The sequence below is a fragment of the Pseudomonas hygromyciniae genome (assembly GCF_016925675.1).
GTDB lineage: Bacteria > Pseudomonadota > Gammaproteobacteria > Pseudomonadales > Pseudomonadaceae > Aquipseudomonas > Aquipseudomonas hygromyciniae.
Genome location: NZ_CP070506.1, coordinates 4,399,339 through 4,416,140, shown reverse-complemented (window position 1 = coordinate 4,416,140; position 16,802 = coordinate 4,399,339). Strand labels below are relative to the sequence as shown.

Here is a 16,802-nt window from a genome sequence, read left to right as displayed (position 1 = left end):
CCAGTTCCAGGCAGGCGTTCCTCTTCAGGAGACTCCGATGTCCGTTGAGCAAGCCCCGGTGCAACGTGCCGATTTCGACCAGGTCATGGTGCCTAACTACGCGCCTGCCGCTTTCATCCCTGTGCGTGGCGAAGGCTCCCGCGTTTGGGACCAGGCCGGTCGCGAGCTGATCGACTTTGCCGGCGGCATCGCAGTGAACGTGCTGGGTCACGCCCACCCGGCGCTGGTCGGTGCATTGACCGAACAGGCCAACAAGCTGTGGCACGTCTCCAACGTCTTCACCAATGAGCCGGCCCTGCGCCTGGCCCACAAGCTGATCGATGCGACCTTTGCCGAGCGCGTGTTCTTCTGCAACTCCGGCGCCGAAGCCAACGAGGCCGCGTTCAAGCTGGCCCGTCGCGTGGCGTTCGACCGTTTCGGCAGCGAGAAATACGAGATCATCGCCGCGCTCAACAGCTTCCACGGCCGCACCCTGTTTACCGTCAACGTCGGCGGCCAGTCGAAGTACTCCGACGGCTTCGGTCCTAAAATCACCGGCATCACTCACGTTCCGTTCAACGACCTGGACGCGCTGAAGGCCGCCGTGTCGGACAAGACCTGCGCGGTGGTACTGGAGCCGGTCCAGGGCGAGGGCGGCGTATTGCCGGCCGAACTTGCCTACCTGCAAGGCGCCCGTGACCTGTGCGATGCCAACAATGCGCTGCTGGTGTTCGACGAAGTGCAGACCGGCATGGGCCGCAGCGGCCACCTGTTTGCCTACCAGCACTACGGCGTGGTGCCCGACATCCTGACCAGCGCCAAGAGCCTGGGCGGTGGTTTCCCGATTGCCGCGATGCTGACCCGTGAAGACCTGGCCAAGCACCTGGTGGTCGGTACCCACGGCACCACCTACGGCGGCAACCCGCTGGCGTGCGCGGTCGCCGAAGCGGTGATCGACGTGATCAACACCCCAGAGGTGCTGGCCGGTGTCAACGCCAAGCACGACCTGTTCAAGGCGCGCCTGGAGCAGATCGGCAAGCAATACGGGATCTTCACCCAAGTACGCGGCATGGGCCTGCTGCTCGGTTGCGTATTGAGCGACGCGTTCAAAGGCAAGGCCAAGGACGTGTTCAACGCCGCCGAGAAAGAAAACCTGATGATCCTGCAAGCCGGCCCGGACGTGGTGCGTTTTGCCCCGAGCCTGGTGGTGGAAGAGGCGGATATCACTGAAGGTCTGGATCGTTTTGAACGTGCTGTAAAAACGCTGACGCAAGCCTGATGGACCGTCCCATGCTCAAGCGATTGAGCATGGGATAAAAATTTTTGTGCCGGGCCCGGTCAATGTGGGAGCGGGCTTGCTCGCGATAGCGGTGGATCAGTCACCTGACTCATCAACTGACACACTGCTATCGCGAGCAAGCCCGCTCCCACATTGGATCTGTGTGAATCCAGATCCCGTGTCCGGCATTTTTTCCTCTGTGAGTTTTTCGAGTTAAGGAGTGACACCATGCTGGTGATGCGCCCCGCGCAAATGGCTGATCTGGGCGAGGTACAGCGTCTGGCTGCGGATAGCCCGATTGGTGTCACTTCCCTGCCGGATGACGTTGAACGCCTGAGCGACAAGATCGCCGCCAGCGAAGCGTCCTTCGCTGCCGAAGTGAGTTTCAATGGTGAAGAAAGCTATTTCTTTGTCCTCGAAGACACCGCCGCCGGCAAGTTGGTGGGCTGTTCGGCCATCGTCGCTTCGGCTGGGTATTCCGAACCGTTCTACAGCTTTCGCAACGAGACTTTCGTCCACGCGTCCCGCGAGCTGAAGATCCACAACAAGATCCACGTCCTGTCCCAGTGCCACGACCTGACTGGCAACAGCTTGCTGACCAGCTTTTACGTGGTTCCGGAACTGGTGGGTTCGGCGTGGTCGGAACTCAATTCCCGTGGCCGCCTGCTGTTTGTCGCCAGCCACCCCGAGCGTTTCGCGGACTCGGTGGTGACCGAGATTGTCGGCTACAGCGACGAGAACGGTGATTCGCCGTTCTGGGATGCTATCGGCCGCAACTTCTTTGATCTCAACTACGCCGCCGCCGAGCGCCTGTGTGGGTTGAAGAGCCGCACGTTCCTCGCCGAACTGATGCCCCATTACCCGATCTACGTGCCGCTGTTGCCTGACGAAGCCCAGGAAGCCATGGGCCAGGTGCACCCGCGTGCGCAGATCACCTTCGACATCCTGATGCGCGAAGGTTTTGAAACCGACCATTACATCGACATCTTCGACGGTGGCCCGACCCTGCATGCACGGGTTTCTGGCATCCGCTCGATTGCCCAGAGCCGCGTGGTACCGGTGAAGGTCGGCGAAATGGTCAAGGGCGTTGGCCGCCAGTACCTGGTGAGCAACGCGCAGTTGCAGGATTACCGTGCGGTGATGCTGGAACTGGACTACGCGCCAGGCAAGCCGGTGACCCTGGACCTGGAAGCAGCCGAAGCCCTGGGCGTCGGCGAAGGCGCCAGTGTGCGTCTGGTAGCGGTTTAAAGCAGAGTTTAACGGGTGGCCTGTAACAGGCGGCCCGTCCGAGGAGATAGCATGATCGTTCGTCCCGTACGCAGCAGCGATTTACCGGCCCTGATTGATCTGGCGCGCAGCACCGGCACCGGCCTTACCACCTTGCCGGCCAACGAAGAGCGCCTGACCCATCGGGTTGGCTGGGCTGAAAAGACCTTTCGCGGCGAAGCCGGGCGTGGTGATGCCGACTACCTGTTTGTGCTGGAAAACGACGAAGGCCGCGTGGTGGGGATTTCGGCGATTGCCGGTGCGGTCGGCCTGCGTGAGCCCTGGTACAACTTCCGGGTCGGTCTGACGGTCAGCGCCTCCCAGGAACTGAATATTTACCGCGAGATCCCCACGCTGTTCCTGGCCAACGACCTGACGGGCAACTCCGAGCTGTGCTCGCTGTTCCTGCATGCCGATTACCGCAACGGCCTCAACGGCCGCATGCTGGCCAAGGCGCGGATGCTGTTCATTGCCGAGTTCCCGCAGCTGTTCGGCAACAAGATCATTGCCGAGATGCGCGGTGTGTCCAATGACGCCGGGCGTTCGCCGTTCTGGGAAAGCCTGGGCCGACACTTCTTCAAGATGGAGTTCAGCCAGGCCGACTACCTCACCGGCGTGGGCAACAAGGCGTTCATCGCCGAACTGATGCCCAAGTTCCCGTTGTACACCTGCTTTTTGTCCGAGGACGCGCGCAACGTGATCGGCAAGGTCCATCCCGACACCGAACCGGCCTTGAGCATGCTCAAGAGCGAAGGCTTCAGCTACCAGGGCTACGTCGATATCTTCGACGCAGGTCCTGCTGTGGAGTGTGAGACCAGCAAGATCCGTGCGGTGCGTGACAGCCAGGCGCTGGTGCTGGCCATCGGCACGCCGGGGGACGACGCCACGCCGTTCCTGATGCATAACCGTAAACGTGAAGATTGCCGCATCACCGCCGCCCCGGCACGCCTGGCGGCCGGCACCCTGGTGGTCGATCCGCTGACCGCCAAGCGCCTGCAACTGGTGGCCGGTGATCAAGTGCGTGCCGTATCGTTGTCTGCTGCCCGGGAGTCGAAATAATGAATTCGCTGTATATCGCAGGGAGCTGGCTGGCTGGCCAGGGTGAACGCTTTGAGTCGCTGAACCCGGTGACCCAGCAAGTGGTGTGGGCTGGTAATGGCGCCACCGTCGAGCAGGTCGAGTCCGCTGTGCAGGCCGCGCGCCAGGCGTTCCCGGCCTGGGCCATGCGCCCGCTGCAAGAGCGTATCGGCGTGCTGGAAACCTTCGCCGCGACCTTGAAAAGCCGCGCCGATGAAATCGCCCGTTGCATCGGCGAAGAAACCGGCAAGCCGCTGTGGGAGTCGGCTACCGAAGTCACCAGCATGGCCAACAAAATCGCGATCTCGGTGCAGAGCTACCGCGAACGTACCGGCGAGAAGAGCGGCCCCCTGGGCGACGCCACCGCCGTGTTGCGCCACAAGCCGCACGGCGTGGTCGCGGTGTTCGGTCCCTACAACTTCCCCGGCCACTTGCCCAACGGGCATATCGTGCCGGCCTTGCTCGCGGGCAACACCGTGTTGTTCAAGCCGAGCGAGCTGACCCCTAAAGTGGCCGAGCTGACCGTGCAGTGCTGGGTCGAAGCCGGCCTGCCGGCGGGCGTCTTGAACTTGCTGCAAGGCGCGCGGGAAACCGGGATTGCCCTGGCCGCCAACCCGGGTATCGACGGTTTGTTTTTCACCGGCTCCAGCCGCACCGGCAACCACCTGCACCAGCAATTCGCCGGGCGCCCGGACAAGATCCTGGCGCTGGAAATGGGCGGCAACAACCCGCTAGTGGTCGATCAGGTGGCCGATGTCGATGCGGCGGTCTACACCATTATCCAATCCGCTTTCATTTCGGCCGGCCAGCGCTGCACCTGCGCCCGGCGCCTACTGGTGCCGGAAGGCGCCTGGGGTGATGCACTGCTGGCGCGCCTGGTGGCGGTCAGCGCGACGATTGCCGTGGGCGCGTTCGACCAGCAACCGCCGCCGTTCATGGGCTCGGTGATTTCCCTGGGCGCGGCCAAGGCTTTGATGGATGCCCAGGAATTGATGCTGGCCAACGGCGCCGTGGCGCTGCTGGAAATGACCCAGCCCCAGGCGCAGGCAGCCTTGCTGACGCCTGGCATCATCGACGTGACTGCCGTGACCGAGCGTGAGGACGAAGAACTGTTCGGCCCGTTGCTGCAAGTGATTCGCTACGCGGATTTCGAAGCGGCGATCCGCGAAGCCAACAACACCCAATACGGCCTGGCCGCAGGGTTGCTGTCGGATTCCGAGGCGCGCTACCAGCAGTTCTGGCTGGAAAGCCGCGCCGGGATCGTCAACTGGAACAAACAACTGACCGGCGCGGCGAGCACCGCGCCATTTGGTGGGGTAGGGGCCTCCGGTAATCATCGCGCCAGTGCGTATTACGCAGCGGATTATTGCGCGTACCCGGTGGCGTCGTTGGAGACCCCGAGTTTGGTGCTGCCAGCAACCCTCACCCCTGGCATTACGCTGATCTAAAAATGTGGGAGCGGGCTTGCTCGCGAATGCGGTCTGTCAGTTGATAGGTTAGGTAACTGGTCCGCCGCCTTCGCGAGCAAGCCCGCTCCCACATTCGATCTGTGGTGTGATGAAGATTGTTTATAAAAACAGATGTTCGTGGAGCCTCGCCGATGAAATCCTGTGAAGTCAATTTTGACGGTCTCGTGGGGCCGACCCATAACTACGGCGGTTTGTCCTACGGCAACGTCGCGTCCCAGAGCAACAGCCAGCAATCCTCCAACCCCAAGGAAGCGGCGCTGCAGGGCCTGGCGAAAATGAAAGCCCTGATGGACATGGGTTTTGTGCAAGGCGTGCTTGCACCTCAGGAGCGTCCGGATGTGGCCGCGCTGCGCCGCCTTGGCTTTGCCGGCAGCGATGCCCAGGTGATCCAGCAGGCGGCCAAGCACGCCATGCCGTTGCTGGTTGCCAGCTGTTCCGCATCGAGCATGTGGGTGGCCAATGCCGCCACTGTCAGCCCGAGCGCCGACACCGTTGACGGGCGCGTGCATTTCACCGCCGCCAACCTCAACTGCAAATACCACCGCAGCATCGAACACCCGACCACCAGCCGCGTACTGGGGGCGATGTTTGCCGATCAGCAGCACTTCGCCCACCACGCTGCGTTGCCGGCGGTGGCGCAGTTCGGTGACGAAGGCGCGGCCAACCACACGCGTTTCTGCCGCGAATATGGCGAGGCGGGCGTGGAGTTTTTCGTGTTTGGCCGCAGTGCGTTCGACACCCGCTACCCGGCGCCGCAAAAGTACCCGGCGCGCCAGACCCTCGAAGCGTCCCAGGCAGTTGCGCGCTTGCACGGCCTGCAGGATGACGGGGTGGTCTACGGCCAGCAGAACCCGGCGGTGATCGATGCCGGGGTGTTCCACAACGACGTGATCGCGGTGGGTAACGGTGAAGTGCTGTTCTATCACGAGGATGCGTTCCTCAATACCGACCAGATGCTCGCTGAACTGCAGGCCAAGCTGGGCAAGGTCGGCGGCAACTTCCAGGCGATCTGCGTACCCCGCGCCCTAGTCAGTGTCGAAGACGCCGTGCGTTCCTACCTGTTCAACAGCCAGTTGCTGAGCCGCGCCGACGGCTCGATGCTGCTGATCGTGCCCGAAGAATGCCGCAACAACGAGCGCGTCTGGCACTACCTGCAAAGCCTGACCAGCTCCGGCGGGCCGATCGGCGAAGTCAAAGTCTTCGACCTCAAGCAAAGCATGCAGAACGGCGGCGGCCCGGCCTGCCTGCGTTTGCGTGTGGCGTTGAAGGAGGCTGAACTGGCGGCGGTCAATCCAGGGGTTATCATGACTGCACCGCTGTATGAAACGCTGACCCAATGGGTCGACAAGCACTACCGCGACAGCTTGCGCGAAACCGACCTGGCTGACCCGCAGTTGCTGCTCGAGTGTCGCACGGCATTGGATGAACTGACGCAAATCCTTAAACTGGGCGCGGTATATCCTTTCCAGATCAATTAATACCCCACGGCTGAGACCTATTTATGACCACCGATACCCTGAAGCTGATCCTTGAAGACACCGACGGCACCCAGCTGGAAACCTCCTGCACTCGCCTGGCCGTGGTATGGCAGGGCAAGGAAATCTGGATCCAGCACGACGGCCGTGGCCAACTGCTGATCGGCGTGGATGTGGAAGAAGGTGATGCCGAATACGCCAACCTGCTGATGCGTCCCCTGGCTACCAACCTGATGAGCCTGCAGCTGGAAATGGAACCGGCCGACGTTGAAGGTGATGATGACGATCACGTCCACGGCCCAGGCTGCAACCACTAAGGAAGCTGCTCTATGCTCGCCCTCGGCAAACTGCTTGAACTGACCCTCGCCGGTCGTGAACCGGCGCAAAAAATTCAACTGACTGTCGACGGCGTGCAAATGCGTTGGCTCAGTGAGGGCGCGCTTGAGGTGCGGCCTCCTGAGGCACGGGACAATGGCGCGGATGTGCTGCTGTCGTCCGGCATCCATGGCAACGAAACCGCGCCGATCGAATTAGCCGACCGCTTGTTGCATGGCATCGCCCGTGGGGAGATCAAGCCCCGCACCCGTATTCTGTTCCTGTTCGGTAATCCCGAGGCCATGCGTCGCGGCGAGCGTTATCTGGAGCATGACATCAACCGGCTGTTCAACGGCCGCCACGAACAAAACATCGGCCCTGAAGCCATGCGCGCCGCCGAGCTTGAGCAATTGGCACGCACCTTCTTCAGCGTGCCTGGCCGTTCGCGCCTGCATTACGACCTGCACACCGCGATTCGCGGCTCGAAGATCGAGCAGTTTGCGCTTTATCCTTTCAAAGAAGGGCGCCAGCACTCCCGCGCCGAACTGGCCCGCCTGCGCGCGGCCGGGATGGAAGCGGTGCTGTTGCAGAACAAGACCTCCATCACCTTCACCGCGTTTACCTACGAGCAACTGGGCGCTGAGTCGTTCACCCTAGAACTGGGCAAGGCCCGCCCATTCGGACAGAACCAGGGGGTGGATGTATCGCGCCTGGAAACCCGTCTCAAGCAGATCATCGAAGGCAACGAGCCGGCCACCGAGAGCCTGGACGGCCTGAAGTTGTTCAGCGTGGCCCGTGAAGTCATCAAGCACAGCGATGCCTTCACCCTGCATTTGCCGGCGGACGTGGAGAATTTTTCGGAGTTGGAGAAGGGCTATCTGCTGGCCGAGGACATTGCCAAGACCCGCTGGGTGATCGAGGAGGAGGGCGCGCGCATCATCTTCCCTAATCCGAAGGTCAAGAATGGCTTGCGGGCGGGCATCCTGATTGTGCCGACCACAGACGCCAGCCTGGCCTGAACCCAAATGTGGGAGCGGGCTTGCTCGCGAATGCGGTGGATCAGTCACCCAATGTATTGACTGATCCACCGCATTCGCGAGCAAGCCCGCTCCCACAATTGGTTTTGCGGTACGGCTTAGACTGCTAAGGCGCGTGGCTCATTGCGGCGGATGGCGCGAATCTTGTGCAGGGTATCGGCACAAGTCTGCGCGGCTTCCTTGCCCTTATGCACAAAGTGCTCAAAGAAGAAGGTGTGATGTTCCTGGCCAGCATGGAAGTGGTGCGGCGTCAGGGACACCGAGAACACCGGCACTTCAGTTTCCAGCTGCACCTGCATCAGGCCGCTGACCACCGATTGCGCGACGAACTCGTGGCGGTAGATCCCGCCGTCCACCACCAGGGCCGCGGCGACGATGCCGGCGTAGCGGCCGGACTTGGCCAGCAGCTTGGCGTGCAGGGGCATTTCAAAGGCGCCGCCGACTTCAAAGAAATCGATATCCGACTCCTGATAGCCCTGGGCGATCATTTCGGCGAGGAAGCCTTTTCGGCTTTGATCAACAATATCTTTGTGCCAGCAAGCCTGGATAAACGCGACGCGCTCACCGTGATGGTTTTTGCTCTTGCTGTCGATTGCGGTGGGTTGCATGTTCTGACTCCTGTTTATGAAAAAAACAGGGCGTTATGAATCGAATGGGATTTAAGGGTACGGCCGAATCGATCATGCCAGGCATGACTTCTCGCACACGGCCCTTAGGCGCCAATCCCGTTCTCTCTTCATCCGGACTATGACCGTCGGCCCCGGGATCACACCGGGTCTGCTGACCTTGCCGCCGTCCTGCGTGAGCAGTTCGAGGCGCCAAGCGCTCGCGGGCTATGCGCATTGCGCGCAATTACCGCCGGTGGGGAATTACACCCCGCCCTGAGAACGTTGCCGCCAGAACCCTGGCAGCGGAGAGTTTTTACCATACATTTCGAAAAACTGCATAGGGTGCTTGTTAATATCGACTATCGATAGTTTTTCAGGCCGTCTCCTACAAGGGTAGGGGTTGATATTTGCCGGTGATACCCGCAGTAATCGGTTACAACAGGGAACTCCCCATACGCAGAGGCCAGCTTGATGTCTGTTATTGATCTTCGTAGTGACACCGTGACCCAACCCACTGCAGGCATGCGTGATGCCATGGCCAGCGCGCCGAGTGGCGATGATGTCTACGGTGAAGACCCCAGCGTCAACCACCTGGAGGCCGAACTGGCCAAGCGCCTGGGCTTTGCCGCCGCGCTGTTCGTGCCCACCGGGACCATGAGCAACCTGCTGGCGCTGATGGCTCACTGTGAGCGGGGCGAGGAATACATCGTCGGCCAGCAGGCCCACACCTACAAATACGAAGGCGGCGGCGCGGCGGTGCTGGGTTCGATCCAGCCGCAGCCCCTGGAAGTCCAGGCGGATGGCTCATTGGACCTGGCTCAGGTCGCAGAAGCGATCAAACCGGACGACTTCCACTTCGCCCGTACCCGGCTGCTGACCCTGGAAAACACCATGCAGGGCAAGGTGCTGCCCATGAGCTACCTGGCTGCCGCACGCGTATTTACCCGTGAGCATGGCCTGGCCCTGCACCTGGACGGCGCGCGGCTGTACAACGCAGCGGTCAAGCTGGGTGTGGATGCGCGGGAGATTGCCCAGCATTTCGACTCGGTCTCGGTATGCCTGTCCAAAGGCCTTGGCGCACCTGTGGGCTCTGTACTTTGCGGCTCCAGTGCGTTGATCGCCAAGGCCCGTCGTTTGCGCAAGATGGTCGGTGGTGGCATGCGCCAGGCCGGTTCACTTGCTGCGGCGGGGCTGTACGCCCTGGACCATCAGGTAGCGCGCCTGGCTGAAGACCACGCCAATGCCCAGTGGCTGGGCGACGAACTGCGCAAGGCCGGCTACAGCGTGGAGCCGGTACAGACCAACATGGTCTACGTGCAGATCGGCGAGCAGGCCCAGGCCCTGAAGGCCTTTGCCGAGGCACGCGGGATCAAGTTGAGCGCCGCTGCGCGCTTGCGCATGGTCGCGCACCTGGACGTCAGTCGGGCACAGATCGAACAAGTGTTGGCAACATTTGTCGAGTTTTCCCGGAAATGACAGTGCAGACCGTCTAATTGACTGTTTCTATCGTATAAACACGCTGTACCACGGGCAAAGGGCCGATATAATGCGGCCCTTTGCCGTCGCTCCGTCTGATGATGTTGCGCACTGGCCTTTGGCCGCAGCCTCCGTGGAAGAACCTAATGAAAAGCGCAGAAATCCGTGAAGCCTTCCTTCGCTTCTTCGAAGAGCAAGGTCACACCCGTGTCTCCTCCAGCTCTTTGATCCCAGGCAATGACCCAACCCTGCTGTTCACCAACGCGGGGATGAACCAGTTCAAGGACTGCTTTCTGGGCCAGGAAAAACGCGCCTACACCCGTGCTGTCAGCAGCCAGAAGTGCGTGCGCGCCGGTGGTAAGCACAACGACCTGGAAAACGTCGGCTACACCGCCCGTCACCACACCTTTTTCGAAATGCTCGGCAACTTCAGCTTTGGCGATTATTTCAAGCAAGACGCGATCAACTTCGCCTGGACCTTCCTCACTGGCGTGCTGAAACTGCCGAAGGAAAAACTCTGGGTCACGGTCTACGCCAGCGATGACGAGGCCTACGACATCTGGACCAAGGAAGTCGGCGTGCCGGCCGAGCGCATGGTGCGTATCGGCGACAACAAAGGCGCCCCGTACGCCTCCGACAATTTCTGGACCATGGGCGATACCGGCCCGTGTGGCCCGTGCACCGAGATCTTCTACGACCACGGCGCCGATATCTGGGGTGGCCCGCCGGGCTCGCCAGAAGAAGACGGCGACCGCTACATCGAGATCTGGAACAACGTGTTCATGCAGTTCAACCGCACCGCCGATGGCGTGTTGCATCCGTTGCCAGCGCCGTCGGTGGATACCGGCATGGGCCTGGAGCGGATCAGTGCGGTGATGCAGCACGTGCACTCCAACTACGAAATCGACCTGTTCCAAAGCCTGCTGGCGGCGGCGGCCAAGGCCATCGGCTGCGCCAACGACGACCAGGCATCGCTCAAAGTGGTGGCTGACCACATCCGTTCCTGCGGCTTCCTGATTGCCGATGGCGTGCTGCCGTCCAACGAAGGCCGTGGCTACGTGCTGCGTCGCATCATTCGTCGCGCCTGCCGTCACGGCAACAAGCTGGGCGCCAGTGGCAGCTTCTTCTACCAGATCGTCGCGGCCCTGGTGGCCGAGATGGGCCAGGCGTTCCCCGAGCTTGCGCAGAACCAGGCGCACATTGAACGTGTGCTCAAGGCTGAAGAAGAGCAGTTCGCCAAGACCCTGGAGCAGGGCCTGAAAATCCTCGAGCAAGACCTCGCCGAGTTGAAAGGCGACGTGGTGCCGGGTGATGTGGTGTTCAAGCTCTACGACACCTACGGCTTCCCGATGGACCTGACCGGCGATATCGCCCGCGAGCGCAACCTGACCCTCGACGAGGCCGGTTTCGAGCGCGAGATGGAAGCCCAGCGCGTGCGTGCACGTTCGGCCAGTTCCTTCGGCATGGACTACAACAGCCTGGTCAAGGTTGACGTGGCCACCGAATTTACCGGTTACACCGCCACCAACGGCTCGGCCAAGGTGATTGCCCTCTATAAAGATGGCCAATCGGTTGACGTCTTGAATGAAGGCGATGAAGGCGTGGTGATCCTCGATCAGACGCCGTTCTACGCCGAATCCGGTGGCCAGATTGGCGACTGTGGTGTGCTCAAGGCAGCCTCCGGCCGTTTTGATGTGCGTGACACCACCAAGACCGGCGGCGCGTTCCTGCACCACGGTGTGCTGGCGTCGGGCAGCCTGGTGGTGGGCGCGCCGGTGGAAACCCAGGTGGACGCCGACGTGCGCCACGCCACTGCGCTGAACCACTCGGCGACCCACTTGCTGCACGCCGCACTGCGCCAGGTATTGGGCGAGCACGTTCAGCAGAAGGGTTCGTTGGTCGATAGCCAGCGCCTGCGTTTCGACTTCAGCCACTTCGAAGCGATCAAGCCTGAGCAGATCAAGGCCCTGGAAGATATCGTCAACGCCGAAGTGCGCAAGAACACCCCGGTGGAAACCGAAGAAACCGACATCGAGACCGCCAAGGCCAAAGGCGCCATGGCGCTGTTCGGCGAGAAATACGGCGACAACGTACGCGTACTGAGCATGGGTGGCAGCTTCTCCGTGGAGCTGTGCGGTGGTATTCATGCCAAGCGCACCGGCGACATCGGCCTGCTGAAGATCATCAGCGAAGGCGGTGTGGCTTCCGGTGTACGGCGTATCGAGGCAGTGACCGGTGCTGCGGCCCTGGCCTATCTCAATGGGGCCGAAGAGCAACTCAAGGAAGCGGCGACCCTGGTCAAGGGCAGCCGTGACAATCTGATCGACAAGCTCTCTGCCGTACTGGAGCGCAACCGCCTGCTGGAGAAACAGCTGGAGCAGTTGCAAGCCAAGGCGGCCAGCGCGGCGGGCGACGACTTGTCGGCCTCGGCGCTGGACATCAAGGGCGTGAAGGTTTTGGCCGCACGCCTGGACGGTCAGGACGGCAAGGCGCTGTTGGCCTTGGTCGATCAGTTGAAGAACAAGCTCGGCCGCGCAGTGATCCTGCTCGGCAGTGTCCATGAGGAAAAGGTCGTACTGGTTGCCGGTGTAACCAAGGACCTGACTGGCCAACTCAAGGCCGGTGATTTGATGAAGCAAGCTGCTGCGGCAGTGGGCGGTAAGGGCGGCGGTCGTCCGGACATGGCGCAAGGCGGTGGTGTAGACGCTGGAGCCCTGGACGCGGCCCTGGCCCTGACCGTGCCATTTGTCGAGGCCGGTATTTAAGGCGCTGTCGGCGGGCCCATGATCTAGTCATGGGCTTGCCTAGGTACTGGAAGATTTGTTTATTGGGCGCTCCTTTACGGGCTGAGGCGGCTTAGAAATGGCTTTGATCGTACAGAAATTTGGAGGTACCTCGGTCGGCTCTGTCGAAAGAATCGAGCAGGTCGCCGACAAGGTTAAGAAATTCCGCGATGCCGGCGACGACCTGGTTGTGGTGCTGTCGGCCATGAGCGGCGAGACCAATCGCCTGATCGACCTGGCCAAGCAAATCAGTGGTGATCAGGCTCCGCTGGCGCGTGAGCTGGATGTGATCGTGTCAACGGGCGAGCAGGTGACCATTGCCCTGTTGGCCATGGCGCTGAACAGGCGTGGGGTTCCGGCGGTGTCCTACACTGGCACCCAGGTACGGATCCTGACAGACAGCGCGCATACCAAGGCGCGCATCCTGCAGATCGACGACCAGAAGATTCGTGGTGACCTGAAGGCCGGTCGCGTAGTGGTTGTCGCCGGTTTCCAGGGCGTTGACGAGCACGGCAATATAACGACCTTGGGCCGTGGTGGCTCTGACACCACTGGTGTGGCGCTGGCGGCAGCCTTGAAAGCTGACGAATGCCAGATCTACACCGATGTGGATGGCGTCTACACCACCGATCCGCGCGTGGTGTCCGTGGCCCAGCGCCTGGACAAGATCACCTTCGAAGAGATGCTGGAAATGGCCAGCCTCGGTTCCAAGGTCCTGCAGATCCGTGCGGTGGAGTTCGCCGGCAAGTACAACGTACCGCTGCGCGTATTGCACAGCTTTAAAGAGGGGCCGGGCACCCTCATTACTATTGATGAAGAGGAATCCATGGAACAGCCGATCATTTCCGGCATCGCCTTTAATCGCGATGAAGCCAAGCTGACCATCCGTGGCGTGCCAGACACCCCGGGCGTGGCGTTCAAGATTCTCGGGCCGATCAGCGGCGCGAATATTGAAGTCGACATGATCGTGCAGAACGTTGCGCACGATAACACCACCGACTTCACCTTCACCGTGCACCGCAACGAGTACGACGCGGCCGAACGTATCCTGCAGAACACTGCCAAGGAGATCGGTGCCCGTGAAGTGGTGGGTGACACCAAGATCGCCAAGGTGTCGATCGTGGGTGTGGGCATGCGCTCCCATGCGGGTGTTGCCAGCCGCATGTTCGAGTCCCTGGCCAAGGAAACCATCAATATCCAGATGATCTCCACCTCGGAGATCAAGGTGTCGGTGGTGATTGAAGAGAAGTACCTGGAGCTGGCTGTGCGTGCATTGCACACAGCTTTTGAACTGGATGCGCCGGCTCGACAGGGCGAGTAACGCGTTGCCAGGAAGGCGCGGTTGATCCGCGCCTTTCTTTTTTGTCGGGTGAGGGTGCAGGCCTGTTCTTTTGCCCGTGCTCGACAATACTTAGGCACGTTGGGTCATAGCCGCTGGGTTATGGGGCCAAGGCTTTTTTTGCAGACTGTTGTTCCCGAAATGAAATGCGTGAGGAGAAAGGTATGCTGATTCTGACTCGTCGATGCGCAGAAAGCCTGATTATTGGTGATGGAGAAATCACCGTGACCGTGCTTGGCGTCAAAGGCAATCAAGTGCGGATTGGGGTCAATGCCCCCAAAGAGGTGGCCGTCCACCGTGAGGAAATCTACCTGCGGATCAAGAAAGAGAAGGACGACGAACCAAGCCATTAATTTTTATCGTTTTTTATGTTTGCAAACGGGGATGAAGCTGGTTAATATACGCCCCGTGTTGCGGAGAGCTGGCCGAGTGGCCGAAGGCGCTCCCCTGCTAAGGGAGTACACCTCAAAAGGGTGTCGGGGGTTCGAATCCCCCGTTCTCCGCCATTATTTGCTTAGTACGTTGCAATCTGGTTTTTTCGCTAAGTTGTTGAAATTAAACGAAAAAATAGCTTTACATAGAGATTGAACGGCCTATAATGCGCGGCAACAAATGCACTCGTAGCTCAGCTGGATAGAGTACTCGGCTACGAACCGAGCGGTCACAGGTTCGAATCCTGTCGAGTGCACCATTTAAGAGTCAGTTGCAGTAATGCAGGTGACTTGGCTCCAACCAGTTGTGATCTGGTATAAAACCACAATCTGCACTCGTAGCTCAGCTGGATAGAGTACTCGGCTACGAACCGAGCGGTCACAGGTTCGAATCCTGTCGAGTGCACCATACAAACAAAAAGCCCGCCTAGTGCGGGCTTTTTGCCGTCTGGGGGTTTTATTTTTCTGCTGCCGGTCGAGTGTTTTTTGTAGGGCTTATCTCGGCTGGGCACGTTTTTCTGTTGCCCATGTGTTTTCTTTTCTGTCGAGGTCGTCGCAGTTTCATACGTGCGGCCAATACTCAGCTTTATGGCGCAAGCGCTTGTTCTTTCCGGTTTTTTAACGTTTAAAGCGCGCGCAGCGTGTATCATTGCGCCCGTTAGCCCCGCCGGGGCTTGTGGAATACCTCCATGGACTTACCCAGTAGTTGCTCAGTACCCCGTTTTACCAATCATGAATTGACTGATTGATCCTTCCGGCGTGCCCCGCTGCTGGGAGTGGAGTTCGCCTATGACCGAAGTAGAAGTAAAGAAAACACAAGAAAGCCTGCAGGACCGCCTGGCGCAAGTCGTCGAGCTGCTCCATCGCCAGCGTGTGGTCGAAGATCTGACCCACCGCCAGGAAGGCCCTCATCAAGACCGGGTCGAGAACCTGGTCCACCGGCAGAATCTCGTCGAATTGCAGCGCAAGCTCGATGACCTGCACTCTGCCGACGTTGCCTACATCCTTGAAGCCCTGCCGTTGGACGATCGTCTGACGCTCTGGCAGTTGGTCAAGGCTGATCGCGATGGCGACATCCTTCTCGAAGTATCCGACTCGGTGCGTGAAACCCTGATCGCCGACATGGACGATCACGAGCTCCTGGCCGCTGCCAAGGGAGATGGACGCCGACGAGTTGGCCGACCTGGCCCCGGAACTGCCCCGTGATGTTGTCCATGAGCTGATGGAGACCCTCGACGGTCAGCAGCGTGAGCGCGTGCGCTCCGCGTTGTCCTATGACGAGGAGCAGGTCGGGGCGTTGATGGACTTTGAGATGGTGACCATCCGCGAGGATGTCAGTCTGGAAGTGGTCTTACGTTACCTGCGGCGCCTCAAGGAGCTGCCGGGGCACACCGATAAGCTGTTTGTGGTCGACTACGAGGGCATCCTCAAGGGCGTGCTGCCGATCAAGCGCCTGCTGGTCAACGATCCAGACAAGCAGGTGGCCGAGGTCATGGCCAGCGACCCGGTAAGTTTTCATCCAGATGAAGATGCCTACGATGCCGCCCAGGCATTCGAGCGTTATGACTTGATCTCGGCTCCGGTGGTCGACAAGAACGGCAAGCTTATCGGTCGTTTGACCATCGACGAAATGGTCGACCTGATCCGTGAGGAAAGCGAAAACGAAGTCCTCAACATGGCGGGCCTGCGTGAAGAGGAAGATATTTTTGCGTCAGTCTGGCGGTCCCTGAGCAACCGTTGGGCGTGGCTGGCAGTCAACCTGATTACTGCGTTCATTGCTTCGCGGGTGATTGGCCTGTTTGAAGGCTCTATCGAGAAGCTGGTGGCGCTGGCGGCGCTGATGCCTATCGTGGCCGGTATTGGTGGTAACTCGGGTAACCAGACCATCACCATGATCGTGCGCGCGATGGCCCTGGATCAGGTGAGTACGGGCAATACCTCGCGCCTGATGCGCAAGGAATTGGCGGTGGGCCTGATCAATGGCCTTGTGTGGGGTGGTGTGATTGGTGTGGTGGCCTATCTGCTGTATGGCAGTTGGTCCCTGGGGGTGGTCATGACTGCGGCCATGACCCTCAACCTGTTGCTGGCGGCATTGATGGGGGTATTGATCCCCATGACCCTGGCGCGTCTTGGGCGCGACCCTGCGATGGGTGCCAGTGTGATGATCACCGCCATGACCGACAGTGGTGGCTTCTTCATCTTCCTGGGCTTGGCTACCATCTTCCTGCTCTGACCCGCAGCTCGCTCCCACTTCTGTAGGAGCGAGCT

General features: G+C 60.4%; 12 protein-coding genes, 3 tRNA genes, 1 pseudogene and 1 riboswitch. Of the genes and pseudogenes, 15 read left to right on the top strand and 1 reads right to left on the bottom strand.

Annotated elements, in window-relative coordinates:
- Positions 1–37 precede the first annotated feature (37 nt).
- The 7 genes from JTY93_RS19700 (at position 38) to astE (ending at position 7,879) form a co-directional block, all read left to right on the top strand.
- Positions 38–1,258, top strand: a complete 1,221-nt coding sequence (locus tag JTY93_RS19700) for an aspartate aminotransferase family protein (protein WP_169999243.1) — start codon at positions 38–40, stop codon at positions 1,256–1,258.
- A gap of 228 nt (positions 1,259–1,486) precedes the next feature.
- Positions 1,487–2,506, top strand: a complete 1,020-nt coding sequence (aruF, locus tag JTY93_RS19695; RefSeq protein WP_205478593.1) for an arginine/ornithine succinyltransferase subunit alpha — start codon at positions 1,487–1,489, stop codon at positions 2,504–2,506.
- A gap of 51 nt (positions 2,507–2,557) precedes the next feature.
- The gene (gene aruG / locus JTY93_RS19690) at positions 2,558–3,583 is read left to right on the top strand and encodes an arginine N-succinyltransferase subunit beta (protein WP_169999241.1); all 1,026 of its coding nucleotides are present in this window, start codon (positions 2,558–2,560) and stop codon (positions 3,581–3,583) included.
- Entirely contained in the window at positions 3,580–5,049 is a 1,470-nt protein-coding gene (gene astD / locus JTY93_RS19685) for a succinylglutamate-semialdehyde dehydrogenase (RefSeq protein WP_205478604.1), read from the top strand. The genes aruG and astD overlap by 4 nt, the downstream gene beginning before the upstream one ends.
- 152 nt (positions 5,050–5,201) lie before the next feature.
- Positions 5,202–6,548 carry an N-succinylarginine dihydrolase gene (gene astB, locus JTY93_RS19680; RefSeq protein WP_205478592.1) on the top strand — a complete coding sequence of 449 codons (1,347 nt, stop codon included), beginning with the start codon at positions 5,202–5,204 and terminating at the stop codon, positions 6,546–6,548.
- 23 nt (positions 6,549–6,571) lie between these two features.
- Entirely contained in the window at positions 6,572–6,862 is a 291-nt protein-coding gene (locus JTY93_RS19675) for a hypothetical protein (protein WP_029294458.1), read from the top strand.
- A 12-nt stretch (positions 6,863–6,874) separates the two neighbouring features.
- Positions 6,875–7,879, top strand: coding sequence for a succinylglutamate desuccinylase (gene astE / locus JTY93_RS19670; RefSeq protein ID WP_205478589.1), 1,005 nt, complete (start codon positions 6,875–6,877; stop codon positions 7,877–7,879).
- A 116-nt stretch (positions 7,880–7,995) separates the two neighbouring features.
- Here the strand turns inward: astE and JTY93_RS19665 are convergent, their stop codons facing one another.
- Positions 7,996–8,505: a 6,7-dimethyl-8-ribityllumazine synthase gene (locus tag JTY93_RS19665; RefSeq protein ID WP_169999238.1), complete on the bottom strand. Its 510-nt coding sequence runs from the start codon at positions 8,503–8,505 to the stop codon at positions 7,996–7,998.
- 115 nt (positions 8,506–8,620) lie between these two features.
- Positions 8,621–8,790, bottom strand: a riboswitch (FMN riboswitch).
- 186 nt (positions 8,791–8,976) lie between these two features.
- Here JTY93_RS19665 and ltaE point away from each other — a divergent pair.
- The 8 genes and pseudogenes from ltaE (at position 8,977) to mgtE (ending at position 16,767) form a co-directional block, all read left to right on the top strand.
- Positions 8,977–9,981, top strand: coding sequence for a low-specificity L-threonine aldolase (ltaE, locus tag JTY93_RS19660; protein WP_205479338.1), 1,005 nt, complete (start codon positions 8,977–8,979; stop codon positions 9,979–9,981).
- 146 nt (positions 9,982–10,127) lie between these two features.
- The gene (gene alaS / locus JTY93_RS19655; RefSeq protein WP_205479340.1) at positions 10,128–12,746 is read left to right on the top strand and encodes an alanine--tRNA ligase; all 2,619 of its coding nucleotides are present in this window, start codon (positions 10,128–10,130) and stop codon (positions 12,744–12,746) included.
- Positions 12,747–12,843: 97 nt separating this feature from the next.
- Positions 12,844–14,085, top strand: a complete 1,242-nt coding sequence (locus JTY93_RS19650) for an aspartate kinase (RefSeq protein WP_205479349.1) — start codon at positions 12,844–12,846, stop codon at positions 14,083–14,085.
- A gap of 182 nt (positions 14,086–14,267) precedes the next feature.
- On the top strand, positions 14,268–14,456 hold the full coding sequence (gene csrA, locus JTY93_RS19645; RefSeq protein WP_003178872.1) for a carbon storage regulator CsrA: 189 nt from the start codon (positions 14,268–14,270) through the stop codon (positions 14,454–14,456).
- Positions 14,457–14,518: 62 nt separating this feature from the next.
- Positions 14,519–14,609 (top strand) — tRNA-Ser (locus tag JTY93_RS19640).
- Positions 14,610–14,717: 108 nt separating this feature from the next.
- A tRNA-Arg gene (locus JTY93_RS19635) sits at positions 14,718–14,794 on the top strand.
- A 72-nt stretch (positions 14,795–14,866) separates the two neighbouring features.
- Positions 14,867–14,943, top strand: a tRNA-Arg gene (locus tag JTY93_RS19630).
- A 380-nt stretch (positions 14,944–15,323) separates the two neighbouring features.
- A pseudogene (gene mgtE / locus JTY93_RS19625) lies at positions 15,324–16,767 on the top strand (magnesium transporter).
- Positions 16,768–16,802 lie beyond the last annotated feature (35 nt).